The 12082-nt window shown below is 58.5% G+C and carries 14 protein-coding genes; 11 read left to right on the forward strand and 3 right to left on the reverse strand.

Translation table 11 applies throughout. From position 1 onward, the window contains the following. The first annotated feature begins 14 nt into the window (after positions 1 to 14). The 7 genes from ACTNBK_RS10245 to ACTNBK_RS10275 all read left to right on the forward strand — a co-directional run bounded on the left by ACTNBK_RS10245 (position 15) and on the right by ACTNBK_RS10275 (position 5287). The gene (locus tag ACTNBK_RS10245; RefSeq protein ID WP_441145813.1) at positions 15 to 1220 is read left to right on the forward strand and encodes a type II secretion system F family protein; all 1206 of its coding nucleotides are present in this window, start codon (positions 15 to 17) and stop codon (positions 1218 to 1220) included. A 95-nt stretch (positions 1221 to 1315) separates the two neighbouring features. Beyond that, entirely contained in the window at positions 1316 to 1726 is a 411-nt protein-coding gene (locus tag ACTNBK_RS10250; protein ID WP_441145815.1) for a type II secretion system protein, read from the forward strand. A 155-nt stretch (positions 1727 to 1881) separates the two neighbouring features. After that, complete coding sequence (locus ACTNBK_RS10255) at positions 1882 to 2286, forward strand: prepilin-type N-terminal cleavage/methylation domain-containing protein (RefSeq protein WP_441145817.1); 405 nt, start codon at positions 1882 to 1884, stop codon at positions 2284 to 2286. 31 nt (positions 2287 to 2317) lie between these two features. After that, entirely contained in the window at positions 2318 to 3094 is a 777-nt protein-coding gene (locus tag ACTNBK_RS10260) for a prepilin peptidase (RefSeq protein WP_441145819.1), read from the forward strand. A 13-nt stretch (positions 3095 to 3107) separates the two neighbouring features. Further along, on the forward strand, positions 3108 to 4133 hold the full coding sequence (pilM, locus tag ACTNBK_RS10265; protein ID WP_441145821.1) for a pilus assembly protein PilM: 1026 nt from the start codon (positions 3108 to 3110) through the stop codon (positions 4131 to 4133). 3 nt (positions 4134 to 4136) lie between these two features. Further along, a complete protein-coding gene (locus tag ACTNBK_RS10270; protein ID WP_441145822.1) occupies positions 4137 to 4724 on the forward strand; it encodes a hypothetical protein in 588 nt (195 codons plus the stop codon). Then, positions 4721 to 5287, forward strand: coding sequence for a hypothetical protein (locus ACTNBK_RS10275; protein WP_441145824.1), 567 nt, complete (start codon positions 4721 to 4723; stop codon positions 5285 to 5287). The genes ACTNBK_RS10270 and ACTNBK_RS10275 overlap by 4 nt, the downstream gene beginning before the upstream one ends. Positions 5288 to 5795: 508 nt before the next feature. Here the strand turns inward: ACTNBK_RS10275 and bilS are convergent. Genes bilS through bilQ form a run of 3 tightly spaced genes read right to left on the reverse strand, consistent with a single transcriptional unit; the run spans position 5796 to position 7796 of the window. Beyond that, entirely contained in the window at positions 5796 to 6278 is a 483-nt protein-coding gene (gene bilS / locus ACTNBK_RS10280) for a flavodoxin family protein BilS (protein WP_441145826.1), read from the reverse strand. 1 nt (position 6279) lies between these two features. Further along, positions 6280 to 7386, reverse strand: coding sequence for a bilirubin reductase (gene bilR / locus ACTNBK_RS10285; protein ID WP_441145828.1), 1107 nt, complete (start codon positions 7384 to 7386; stop codon positions 6280 to 6282). Continuing rightward, positions 7344 to 7796, reverse strand: coding sequence for a bilirubin utilization transcriptional regulator BilQ (bilQ, locus tag ACTNBK_RS10290; RefSeq protein ID WP_441145830.1), 453 nt, complete (start codon positions 7794 to 7796; stop codon positions 7344 to 7346). Before bilQ ends, bilR begins: the two co-directional genes overlap by 43 nt. Before the next feature lie 705 nt (positions 7797 to 8501). Here bilQ and ACTNBK_RS10295 point away from each other — a divergent pair. The 4 genes from ACTNBK_RS10295 to ACTNBK_RS10310 all read left to right on the forward strand — a co-directional run bounded on the left by ACTNBK_RS10295 (position 8502) and on the right by ACTNBK_RS10310 (position 12047). Further along, positions 8502 to 9272, forward strand: a complete 771-nt coding sequence (locus tag ACTNBK_RS10295; RefSeq protein ID WP_441145832.1) for a nucleoside phosphorylase — start codon at positions 8502 to 8504, stop codon at positions 9270 to 9272. Between the two features lie 11 nt (positions 9273 to 9283). Then, a complete protein-coding gene (locus tag ACTNBK_RS10300) occupies positions 9284 to 10057 on the forward strand; it encodes a nucleoside phosphorylase (protein ID WP_441145834.1) in 774 nt (257 codons plus the stop codon). Positions 10058 to 10071: 14 nt separating this feature from the next. Further along, the gene (locus ACTNBK_RS10305) at positions 10072 to 10824 is read left to right on the forward strand and encodes a GntR family transcriptional regulator (RefSeq protein WP_441145836.1); all 753 of its coding nucleotides are present in this window, start codon (positions 10072 to 10074) and stop codon (positions 10822 to 10824) included. A gap of 95 nt (positions 10825 to 10919) precedes the next feature. Then, positions 10920 to 12047 (forward strand): BMP family ABC transporter substrate-binding protein, encoded by a 1128-nt coding sequence (locus ACTNBK_RS10310; protein ID WP_441145838.1) that lies wholly within the window; start codon positions 10920 to 10922, stop codon positions 12045 to 12047. Positions 12048 to 12082 lie beyond the last annotated feature (35 nt).

The following is a 12082-nucleotide window of genomic DNA, read 5'->3' on the forward strand; positions in this document are numbered from 1 at the left end:
AGGAGGGATAGACCATGCCGACCTATCGCTATGAAGCCGTGGGCGGAGACGGCCAGCGGGCCGAGGGTGTGCTGGAGGCCTCCGACAGCGCCCAGGCGGTTTCCCTCATCCGCCAGAGCTACGACGTGGTGCTCAAGCTGGAGGAGATCGCCGCCCCCCGCACCGACCCTCTGGAGAAATTTCAAAAGCTCAACCTGAAGGTCTTTGCCTTGATGTGCAAACAGTTTGCCATCATCCTCAAGGCGGGCTTGCCTCTGGTGCAGACGGTGGACCTGGTGGCCTCCCAGATTTCGGATAAAATGCTCAAAAAGCTGCTGGACGAGGTGTCTCTGGACATCGCCAATGGCTGGAGCCTTTCTTACAGCTTCTCCCAGCGAGGCAAGGGCCGCCTGCCCGTGACTTTTATTGAGACCATCCGGGCGGGGGAGGAGTCGGGCGATTTGGTGCGCTCCTTTGACCGGATGAGCACCTACTACGACCGCATGACCAAGACCCGGCAGAAGGCCACCAGCGCCCTGATTTACCCCGCCTTTCTCACAGTGGTGGCGGTGTTTGTCATCATCATCATTATGACCTACGCCGTGCCCACCTTTGCCTCTGCCTTTGAGTCCATGAGTATAGAGCTGCCATTACCGACCCGAATTGTGATCGGACTGTCCAACTTTTTCAGCCGGTACATCTGGGTACTGCTGTGTGTGGTGGCAGCGATCGTCTTTCTGATCCGGCTGTACGCCGGAACGGCAGGGGGGCGCATCCGCATGGCCCAGTTCCGGCTGACCCTGCCTATCCTGGGCCAGCTTGCCGCCATGACCTCGGCCAGCCAGTTTGCCCACACCATGGCCGCCATGCTCTCGGCGGGCATGCCCATCCTGAAGGCGTTGGACACCGCCTCCCGCTCGGTGAGCAACGCCCACCTGTCGGCGCAGATCCAGAGCGTCATCCCCGGTGTGGAGGGGGGACGCCCCCTGGGGGAGTGTCTGCGCACCTGCAAAGACCTGCCCCCCATGCTGGTGCAGATGACCGCTATGGGCGAGGCCACCGGCTCGTTGGAGGGCACGTTGGAGATCCAGGCCGAGTACTACGACAACGAGGTGGACACCCTGTCCGCCCGGGCCCTGGCCCTGCTGGAGCCCATCATCATCTGTGTTATGGCGGTGTTTGTGGTACTCATTCTGCTGTCCATTTATCTGCCCATGTTCAGCCTGTACGGAAGCATTTAGTCTGTCATGAGAGGGCGGCCACCCCGTCCTTTGATGAAATATATGTTTTTGATCTGCCCCAGGGCAGATACAAATAAGAAGGAGGAGAGAATCCAATGAATCTGAAACAGAAATTGTCCAAGAAGCTGAAGAAGACCGGCGGCTTCACCCTCATCGAGATGCTCATCGTGGTGGCCATTATCGCCATTCTGGTGGCGGTGTCCATCCCCATGGTGAGCAGTTCCCTGGACAAGGCCAAAGTCGCCACCGACCAGGCCAATGAGCGGGCTGCGAAGGCTGCCGCAATTATTACTTACATGACGACTGGAACTACCGGTACTTGTTATTATGACGCAAATACCGGTACCATTGTTACCACGGCACCGACTGCCTCCAAATATGGTCAGTGTTCTAAGCATAAAGATGGCTATATTAAGCTTACTATCGGTACTGACGGTACCGTTAGTGATCTGGAATGGGCGGAAGTACCGGCAACTGGTGGTGATTCTACCGCTCATAGTTCGTGAGCATTTAAAAAGATATAAATAAAGATATCTTCCGCCGGGGCGGGGTGGCCCCCCGGTGGGAACCCAAAGCGGAAAACCGCTTTGGGAGAGCTCCGGACTTTCCGGAGCCCTCCCAAGGCCGTTTGTCTTGTCTGTCCCACAGGAGGCGAAGGAGTATGAAGAGGTCCCGGCGCCGCCGCACCGGCGGCTTTACCCTCATCGAAATGCTCATCGTGGTGGCTGTCATCGCCGTCCTTGTGGCGGTGTCTATTCCCATGGTCAATGCCAGCCTGGAAGAGGTCCGGGTAGCTACCGACCAGGCCAATGAGCGGTCCGCCAAGGCTGTCGCCCTGGCGGACTACCTGATGGAGGGCCACACTGGAAATATCACTTATTTTTACAGATCCGATGGCACGGCGACCATCATTACCCGTGATGAAGATTGGCCCCCAGCCGGAACCCCCGGCTATGACTACGGTCAGAGCAAAGCCCACAAGGGCAAATTTGTCCGAGTGGATATTACAGCGGACGACGGCGTGACCAACATAGAAATTAACTGGGATGAGGTTAAAATTTTTTGACTGATTTTCCTTGAAAAGGAGTACCCCGCGCATGGACGCAGACCTGCTGTTACAATTTTACATAGCCCTGTGGCTGGCCGTTCTGGGGGCGGCGTTGGGCAGCTTTCTCTGCTGCGCCGCCGACCGGGGCGGCCTGCCCACGGGGCGCTCTCGGTGTGATGGCTGCGGCCATGTGCTGGGGGTGGGGGAGCTGATCCCCATCTTTAGCTACCTGTTTTCCCGTGGCCGCTGCCGCCACTGCGGCGGGGCCATCCCCGTGCGCTGCCTGGTGGCGGAGCTGGTGGGGGCGGCGGGGTTTGCCGCCCTGGGGCTGAAATTTGGTCCCAGCCTGGAGCTGGTCATGCAGCTCATCCTGGCGGGACTTCTTTTGCTGCTCAGTTTAGTTGACTGGACTACCCACATACTGCCCGACAAGCTGTTGCTTGTGGCAATTGTCAACCGGGTGGCCTTTCTTGTCCTGCTCCAGGAGCCCCTGGGTGAGACCCTGCCCCAAATGGCCCTGGGTGCCTTTAGCGTGTCCCTGCCCCTGCTGCTGCTGTCCCTGGTGATGGACGCTCTGCTGAAAAAGGACACCCTGGGGGGCGGCGATATTAAGCTTTTGTTTGTGCTGGGGCTGTACCTTAGCTGGCTGGAGATGCTGCTGCTACTGGTTTTGGCCTGTGTGCTGGCCCTTGCGTGGGCCGCCGGGCCGGGACGGCGTCAGTCCGGGGCGGAAATTCCCCTGGGCCCCTTTCTGGCGGCCGCCTGGCTGGCGGTCACCCTGTTTGGAGGGCCATTGATCCAGTGGTATTTAAGTCTGCTGGGATGAGAGGATGAAATTGATGTCAAAAAGTATAAAAGTTGCCTTTGATCTGGGTAACAGCAGTTTAAAAATTGCTGCGCTGAAAAAGGGGGTTCTGGAGCTGCACGAGCTGCCCCTGCCGGAGAACCTGATGGAGGAGGACAATATCCTCATGCCCCACGCCTTCTCCGCCTTTTTGAAAAAGGCCAAAAAGGACCTGCGCCTGCCCGGCGGGCCGGCGGGGCTACTGTTGCCCTCCAGCAAGGCCATCTGCCGCCTGGTGACCATGCCCCGCATGTCGGTGGACCAGCTGATGCTCAACCTGCCCTATGAATTCAGCGACTTCATCCACGGCGAGCCCCATCAGTACTACTGTGACTACGCCCTGTGCCAGGCCGAGTCCCAGGAACCGCCCCAACAGGATGAGCCGGGGGAAGAACAGCTGACCATGATGGCGGCGGTGGTCCAGCGCCAGCAGATCCAGGACTATATCCGTATTTTCTCCGCCGGGGGCTTCTTCCTCAAGTGCATTCTCCCCCAGGAGATGTCCCTCATTCAGTTGGTGCAGAACTGCCGCCGGGAGCGCGCCGAAGCTCCCGGGGAGTTTTGCTTTATCGACCTGGGCTTTTTGTCCACCCGTATTTTTGTCGTCCACAGCGACCACATCCAAGCCGCCCGCCGCGTACCGATCGGCATCAGGGCTCTGGACGAGGTGGTGGCCGATCTGTTTCATATGGACCCCTTCCTGGCCGACGCCTACAAACGCGGCAACCACCAGGGGGTTCTGGAGCATCCCCGCTGCATGGAGGTCTACGAAAACCTGGCCGTGGAGGTGCTGAAGGTCATCAACTTCTACCACTTTACCTACCGACAGAACCAGCTGGACGGGGTATACCTGATCGGCGGCGGTGCGGAGATCGCGCCGCTGCGCCGCCTGTTGGAGGAAACTCTGGGCCTACCCGCCCTCCCGGTGGATACCCTCATCCCAGGCAGGGAGGGTCAAGTGCAAAACGGCACCTTTGTGTGTGCTGTTGGTCTGATGGCTGAAGCGGAAAAGGAGGGATAAGCCATGAAACTGGATACCGATGTGCGCCATCTGGTGGCCAGAAAAAAGATAGTCTATCCCACCAAGCGCTCCATGAATCTGTACTTCAAAGTGGACCGCACCACTGCCCCCGCCACTGCGGCGCTGTATATACTGTTTGCGGCGGCGGTGCTGCTTGGCCTGGGAAAAATCATGGTCTATGACTTCGTAAGCCAGGAGAAACAGCTGGAAAGCCACATTCTGACGCTCGACCAGCACACTGCCCAACAGATACAGCAGCTTGAAAACTACGATCAGGTGCTGGAGGACTACATCCGCTCCATCCCCACCCAGCAGGAACAGGAACACGCCGACGTCATGGAACTCCTGGCCCTCATCGACACCACCATCCGCCCCTCCGCCCAGATCTCCCAGGTGGCCATCGAGGGCAACCAGGTGGTTATCTCCTTCTCCGGTGTCACCCTGGCTCAGGCCGCGGACTTGATCGTCCAACTGGAACAGTCCCCTCTGGTATCTGACACTCAGGTGGATACCGCCTCCTCCACGGACGAAGCCGAACAGGTGGAGGTTCACGTCTATTTTCAGGTTGCACAGGAGGATACTGTCTCATGAGAAAGCTTTCCGTTCGTGAACGGGTGCTGCTGTTCCTGCTGGCCATCGTTGCAGCTGTCAGCGGATATGTCCTGTTTTTCTATCTGCCCACTACCCAGCGCTTAGCGTCCCTCAACACACAGATTGCCCAGTCTCAGGAACTGTCCGCCCAGCTGGAAGCCAAGCTGACCAGCCAGCAGCAGATGGAGAAAAAGCTGGAGCAGCTTTCCGCCCAGGGTGCCCAGGTACCCTATATGCCAGCCTACGACAACCTTCAGGCCGTCATGGTTGAGCTGCACACCATTCTGGCCGGCTGCCAGGAATACTCCCTCTCCTTCCAGGGTGAGCAGGGCGAGAACAATGTCTTTTATCGCCGTGTGTCCATTCCCTTTACTTGCGGCAGCTACGAGCAAGCCCTTGAAATCCTGCAGAAGCTCCATGACAGTACTCTGCGTGGCCTTCTGGGGGACATGCAGCTTTCACAGCAGGAAAATGGAGCTGTAAAAGTATCTGCAACCATAACATTTTTTGAGTATCAGACTGCCGAATCGGCTCAAAACCAAGAGGAGGTTGAGCCGTACTAAACATTTTTTCTCATACTCAGGCAAAAAATGCAGAATTTAATGGTAAGGAGAACGGTTTATATTTATATTTACGGAAATGAAACGGGCAAACTGTGCCCGCAGTGTGGTTACGACTGCTGGTCCGTGCGATATATCGAACAGCCAGGCGGAACAATATGTTTATGTACCTGTGCTGTGTGTTTACATTATTCTAAGACGGACGCACGAATTACACCTCAAATTATTCTTGTGGAACGTCCAGCAAAAAGTGTGCAGATTCAGTTATAAATTGACGGAACGAATTTTCCGGCGTTGATACTTTCTTTGAGCCTCCAACCTTGGATAGCGTATATACGAAGGGGCTGTTGCAAAATAGAATTTCAAAAAATTAGGCCAAAGAAAAAGTTAGAGAGAACCGTCAAATTAGTGGTTCTCTCTAACTTTTTTAATGGGCAATTTTCCTGTTTGGGTCTGAAAAACGAATTTTTCAACAGGCCCTTTCCCTTATTTCCGGGCCTTTTCCATAGTCTCACATCTGAACGGCAGCGGTGAGAGCGTCCAGATCGCGCTGATTGGGGTGGGAGAGGGCCTTGTCGAAGTTCTCCAGCATGGCGGTACGGCGGGGACTCTCCTCCATGGCCTCATAGCGGGTCCGTACGGCGGCTGGCATTTTACCCTGGCACATGTAACTGCCCGTCACGGTGACGCCCTGGGGCAGATGACCTCGGACCGTGGTCAGGATATGTTCAAAGTACTCGGGCGCGCCGCCGAAACCAGCGGTGCCGAAGAGAAAGACCTCCTGTCGGGTGACCTGGCCCAGGAAGTCGGCCACAGAGGCGTCGCAGTCCCCCTTGTCGGTCCAGAAGCCCACATAGAGCACATCGGCAGCCAGAGCCTCAGGGGAAGGGGCGCCGCAGTAAAGGCAATCCTCCGCAGGCAGAGCGGCCTGGATGGCCAGGGCCAGTTGTTTTGTGTTTCCGGTCTTGCTGCTGTAGACGATGGCGTAGGTCATGTCATTTCTTCCTTTCATAGATACAATGGACGCCTTTGTGGGCCATGAGCCCGCCCAGGCAGGCCTTGTTACAGCGGACGCAGCGGTGAATGGCGCTGGTCTGTCCGCCCATTACCTTGTTGGGCCAATCCGGGTCGGCAATGAGCTGGCGGCTCATGGCGGCGCAATCCATGCGCCCGGTCCGGAGTTGCTCTTCGATGAAGTCGGGGTCATTCAGACCGCCCACAGCGCACACCGGCAGGTCGGTGACCGCCCGGACGGCGTCGCAGAAGGGGAGAAAGCACCCCTGAGCGCTGAAGTAGGGATGTTTGGCTGGTGGAATGGTGTCGGTGAGGGCGGAGTGGTCGGCCAGGGCCACATGAAAACTGGTGACGCCCGCCCGTTCCAGCAGCGGGACAAAGACGGGTAGCTCCGACACCAGAACACCGGCATTGCCGTAGTGGGGGTCCTCCATGCGGACGGCTAGCTTGTAGTCGATGGGCATGTCGGGAAGCCGGCGGCGGATGGCAGATACCGCCTCCATGGCAAAGCGGGCCCGGTGGGTGGGGCCGCCGCCGTAGCCGTCGGTCCGGTGGTTGAAGACTGATGAACTGAAGCTGCCGCACATCCGGTCCCCGTGGACCTGGACCATATCGAAGCCGATGGCACGAGCCCGGACAGCGGCCTCACCGAAGGAGTCGGTGATCTTTGAGATCTTGGAGGCGGGCAGCTTGGTGATGTAAGGGCCCACCGCCTGGTTGAGCCGTTCACGAAGGTCATCGGGGCTCAGCCGCTTGGTGAGTACACCGGGGACGCACTTCAGGATGGCCATGAGATCGGAGTCGGACTGGTGGAGTTGGGCACAGGCCATGCAGCCGTGGCGGTGGACGGCGTCGATGAGCCGCTTGTAGTGGGCTGTGCCTTTTTTAGAGAAGAGGTCGGGGCCAAAACCATGCTTGCCCACAGGCACGTCGCCGATGATAATCATGGCGCAGCCGCCGGCAGCAATGGCCTCCAGTTTGGCCGCCTGCTCTTCCTCAGAAAGGCCCAGAGTGGTGGGGGCAAAGATGATCCGGTTTTTTAAGGTCAGTCCGCCGTAGTCGATTGGACTGCTGATGATGTCGTACATGTTTGATCCGCTTCTTTCTGTGCTGCTTTTGACAGGAGGGAGAGGAGCTGTGTCCGTTCCTCCGGGGTCAACGGGTCGAGGACCTGCCGGTCCCAGTCAAAAAAAACCTGGTGACTCACGGCAAAGGCCTGCTGTCCCTTCGCGCTCAGGTCCAGCCGGTAGGCCCGTCCGCATTTCTCACGGGTGAGAAAGCCGTCCTCCACCAGCCGGGTCACAGTGCGCTGGGAGTGCCCCCAGTCCAGGCCCAGGTTGGCGGTAAGTTCCGCCTGGGTGCAGCCAGGGTGCTTGCCCACGTAGATCACGGTGAAAAGGGAGCCGAAGTGGAGCCCCAGCTCCTGGAGCCGCCGGGTGGTGTAGTCGGTGAATTGCCGGTAGAAGACGGTGGAGAAGTAGGCCAATGTTTGGAACACGAGGGAGGTCCTCCTTTCTTGACTTAGTCAAGTATAAAAAAGAAATAAAACTTCCCCAGACAAGCGGTGGGCTGCCCGGGGGAAAAGAAACTGTCAGAACAGGTCGTAAAAACGGCGGACCAGCTCCACGTGGTCGCCACAGCAGATGTGCTGGTGGTTGGCAATGGGACCCTTGTTAAAGTAGTCCGTGCCGCCGGGGCAATGGCCCGAATCTGAGTGCGGCAGAGGTTACATTTTTCACCTCTGGCCTGCAAGTCAAAGCCACCGGAGCCGATGAAGAAGCAGGGAAAACCTTGGCGGAGAAAGGCTGCCTCATCCCAGGAAAAAACTTGTCTATACAGGACCGACAACGTGCCGTCCTGGCCTTGCGGGTCCCACTGGTGGACAGACCGGTTGTCGCGTGTAATGGCCAATGGGAATAAAGTGCCAAAAAAATAATAGAAAAATGTTGAATTTCGGATGCTTTTGATATTATTTTGGAAAGAAAATAGGTAGCACCGTTTGTAAGTGGCGCCGAAAAGCGAAAGGGAGATATTGTGCAAGTTGTGTAAAGTAGACAAAATAACCTGTATATACATGTTTAGTATAGCGCATTGACAACGGAGAAGAGGGAGGATTATACTTAGGTAAAAAGTGCTGGTATTTGGTAGAAGAAGGTCGGGAACGACAAATACTGAGAAAAAAGAAGAGGGGACGGGAAGCGCGATGGGAAAGCGGATGCTGCACACAGGCGTGGCCCAGGGAGAGATCGGACGTTATGTTTTTATCCCCGGCAGCGTAGAGCGTGCCAGGCTCATCTCCGAGTATTTTGACGAACCCCGGCTCCTCTGTCACAGCCGGGAGTTTCTCACCTACGTGGGGAAGCTGGAGGGAGAGCCGGTGGCGGTGACCTCCACCGGTATCGGGGGGCCTTCCATGGCCATCACGGTGGAGGAGCTCCACGCCTGTGGGGCGGATACCTTCATCCGGGTGGGGTCCTGCGCCTCGGCCTCGCCCAAGTCTAAAATCGGTGATGTCATCATCCCCAGCGGCGCAGCCCGGATGGAGGGTGTGGGCGAGCATTTTATGCCCATCGAATTCCCAGCTGTGCCCGATTACGGCATCTTCCGGCACCTGGAGCGGGCGGCCAGGGAGAGCGGCTACCCCTACAATACTGGCGTCACCATCACCAAAGATTCCTTCTACACCGAGTCCTCCCCGGAGACCAAGCCGGTGTGTGAGGAGCTTCTTTATAAGTGGAAGGCCTACGAGAAGGCCGGCGCCACCAACACAAGCATGGAGTGCGCGCCCCTCTTCCTCATGGGTGCGGCCCTGGGCCTGCGGACGGCCTCCATTATGATCTGTGCCACCAACTATAACGCCTATTCCAACGACAGCAAGGACTATCCCAGGGACTGGGAGCGCCGTGCCATTGAGGTGGCGGTGAGCGGACTGCGGTCCATCATCCGTGACGATCTGGCCGGGGCGGGTCGGTAAGGAGGGACGACATGGCCAAACGAATGATGCATGTGAGTCTCTGCCCCGGAGAGGTGGGCAGCTATGTGCTCCTGCCGGGCAGTCCCGAGCGGGCGGTCCGGCTGTCCGCCTATCTGAAAAACCCGCAGCAGATGGCCTACTTCCGAGAATATCAGACCTTTACCGGCCTTCTGGACGGGGAACGGGTCTCCATTACTTCCACCGGTATGGGCGGGCCCTCCATGGCCATCGCGGTGGAGGAGCTCCATGAGTGCGGTGCCCACACCATGATCCGGGTGGGCACCTGCCAGTCCACCTCGCCCAAGGCCCACAAGGGAGACCTGGTGCTTCCCAACGGCGCGGTGCGGATGGAGGGAGTGGCCAACCACTACGCTCCACTGGAATACCCGGCTGTACCGGATATGGAGGTGCTTGCCGCTCTGGAAGCGGCTGTCCGGGCCAGGGGACAGCGTTATCATGTTGGAGTGAATATTACAAAGGCTTGCTTTTCCACCCAGTTTGCCGCCGCGGGACGGCCCATGGGCTACGAGCTCACTAAGCGCTGGGAGGCTTACGAGGCGGGCGGCGCGCTGAGCGCCGATATGGGATGCGCGCCGCTCTTTGTTGCGGCGAGCTCCATGGGTGTCCGGGCGGGAGCGGTGCTGGCCGTGACCTGCGACCGGGGTGCCTACTCCGATGACTGGGCGGACTGGCCGGAGGAGTGCGAGGCTCTGGTGTGTGAGATGGCCGTGGAGGGCCTGCGGGAGTTGATCCGGCAGGACCGGGCGGCGCGGGTAGAGCAGTGAAAGGGCGCACAGGGGTGCTCCCCCTGGAACAGATCCCGCAGCTCCGCACCCCCTTGCGTACAGACATTCAGCTCTACGTACAGGTGTACGATGTGCTCTATGCGCTCATCCGCAGCGGTGTGGGAAAGCCGGGTGACCTGATCCCCGGCGAAAACGCTCTGGCCACCCACTTCGGCGTCAGCCGGGGCACCATCCGTCAGGCCATCCAGTACCTGGAGGAGGACGGACTGCTGATCCGACACCAGGGTCGGGGCTCAGAGATCGCTGAGCGGAACCACCAAAACGGCGGGCTACAGAATTTCAATGACATCTGTCGGGCATTCTGCACCACGCCTATCACCGGTACTCAGGTCACCTGGATCATCAGCGGTTCCGGAAGTTGGCTGAGTGAGCAACTGCGGCTCTCCAAGGGGTCGCTGATGGTGAACTACGACATCATCTATTTCAGCGGGGAGGAGTCCATCGCCCTCTCCCAGCGCCTGGTGCCGGCCGTGTGGCTGGAGCGCTGCTCAGTGGACCCTGACAGCCGGGAGGAGATGGAGCACTTCGCCGTGGAGCGGGTCCCGCAGCTGGTGACCAAAGCCAGAGCCGAGCTGCGTATCCAGACCCAGGCCATTCCGGAGATCAGCCGGTCGGGAGAGATCCCTTACTTTTCCGTCAGTGAGATTGCCTATGCGGCTGAGGACCAGGCGGTAGGGCATTTTAAAAACTACCTGCGAAGTGACTGCTACCAGCTCTATCTGGGACGCAAGGTGGGCCCCAGATAAGTGTTTTTGAACCTGTATATGATCCGTCCAGCTTTGCTGGGGGGATGATATAGAATCCGTAGACCCAGACAACAAAAACAACGGAGGAAAAGGAAATGAAAAAACAACTTGCACTTCTCTTAGCACTGGGTATGAGCGTGAGCCTGCTGGCCGGCTGCGGCTCCTCGAAGACCACCGAGACCACTCAGCCCACCAGCACCGGCAGCGCCGACGCTGCCGGCGACGAGCCCAAGAAGGTCGTCTTCATGGTCAACGGCAGCCTGGGCGACAAGGGCTTCTTCGACTCCTGCCAGGAGGGAATGGAGCGCCTGGGCAGCGAGTACGGCTGCGAGGTGAAGACCATCGAGATGGGCCGTGACGAGACCGCCTACGAGACCTACTTCCGCGACGTGTCCGAGCAGGATTGGGATCTCATCGTGGCCGCCACCTGGTCCGTCCAGGAGGTCTTTGAGGAGGTCGCCGCCGATTATCCTGACAACAACTATCTGTTCCTGGACGGCGAAGTGAGCTCCGACAATATGATCGGCATCACCTTCCCCTCCAATGAGGCTGGCTTCATGGCCGGCTGCCTGGCCGCTCTGAAGCTGAACGCCGGCGACGAGAAGATTGATCCCAGCCAGAAGATCGTGGGCTTCGTGGGCTCCATGGATACCACCAATATCAACGACTTCCTGGTGGGCTACATCGACGGCATCAAGTACATCGACGACTCCATCAAGGTCATCACCTCCTATGTGGGCTCCTTCGAGGATGTGGCCACCTGCCTGGAGATGACCACCCAGCTCTACAACCAGGGTGCTCAGATTGTCTACGCCCCCGCCTCCCAGAGCATCGTGGGCGCTGTGACCGCTTCCAGCGACTGTGACAAGTACATCATCGGCTGTGACACCGACCTATACAGCGAGATGGTGGAGACCGATCCCAACCTGGTCCGCAACGTGCTTTCCTCCTCTCTGAAGAAGATGGGCGACGCCGTGGTGACCGCTTCCACCAGCCTGTGGGATGGCACCATGAGCCTGGGCGAGAACTACTCCCTGGGTCTGTCTGAGGGCACCGTGGGCCTGGCTGACAACGACAACTTCCAGGCTCTGACCAGCGAAGAGATCCGTACCCAGCTGGACGACATCGCCACCAAGGTGGCCAATGGTGAGATCGAGGTCAGCAGTGCCTATACCATGGACACCGCTGCCATCGAGGCCATGCGCAACGAGATGAAGCCCTAACAGCATCGCGACCTGCAGCGGGGGGGGGGGGGGGG

Source organism: Intestinimonas sp. HCP28S3_D6, from assembly GCF_052065695.1.
Lineage (GTDB): Bacteria > Bacillota > Clostridia > Oscillospirales > Oscillospiraceae > Intestinimonas.

Excerpts from the sequence above, each read along its gene's own strand:
- ACTNBK_RS10245 (WP_441145813.1), top strand. The coding sequence starts at position 15 with ATGCCGACCTATCGCTATGAAGCCGTGGGCGGAGACGGCCAGCGGGCC.
- ACTNBK_RS10260 (WP_441145819.1), top strand. The coding sequence starts at position 2,318 with ATGGACGCAGACCTGCTGTTACAATTTTACATAGCCCTGTGGCTGGCC.
- bilS (WP_441145826.1), bottom strand. The coding sequence starts at position 6,278 with ATGACCTACGCCATCGTCTACAGCAGCAAGACCGGAAACACAAAACAA.
- ACTNBK_RS10275 (WP_441145824.1), top strand. The coding sequence starts at position 4,721 with ATGAGAAAGCTTTCCGTTCGTGAACGGGTGCTGCTGTTCCTGCTGGCC.
- bilR (WP_441145828.1), bottom strand. The coding sequence starts at position 7,386 with ATGTACGACATCATCAGCAGTCCAATCGACTACGGCGGACTGACCTTA.
- ACTNBK_RS10300 (WP_441145834.1), top strand. The coding sequence starts at position 9,284 with ATGGCCAAACGAATGATGCATGTGAGTCTCTGCCCCGGAGAGGTGGGC.
- ACTNBK_RS10310 (WP_441145838.1), top strand. The coding sequence starts at position 10,920 with ATGAAAAAACAACTTGCACTTCTCTTAGCACTGGGTATGAGCGTGAGC.
- ACTNBK_RS10255 (WP_441145817.1), top strand. The coding sequence starts at position 1,882 with ATGAAGAGGTCCCGGCGCCGCCGCACCGGCGGCTTTACCCTCATCGAA.
- ACTNBK_RS10295 (WP_441145832.1), top strand. The coding sequence starts at position 8,502 with ATGGGAAAGCGGATGCTGCACACAGGCGTGGCCCAGGGAGAGATCGGA.
- ACTNBK_RS10270 (WP_441145822.1), top strand. The coding sequence starts at position 4,137 with ATGAAACTGGATACCGATGTGCGCCATCTGGTGGCCAGAAAAAAGATA.
- ACTNBK_RS10250 (WP_441145815.1), top strand. The coding sequence starts at position 1,316 with ATGAATCTGAAACAGAAATTGTCCAAGAAGCTGAAGAAGACCGGCGGC.
- pilM (WP_441145821.1), top strand. The coding sequence starts at position 3,108 with ATGTCAAAAAGTATAAAAGTTGCCTTTGATCTGGGTAACAGCAGTTTA.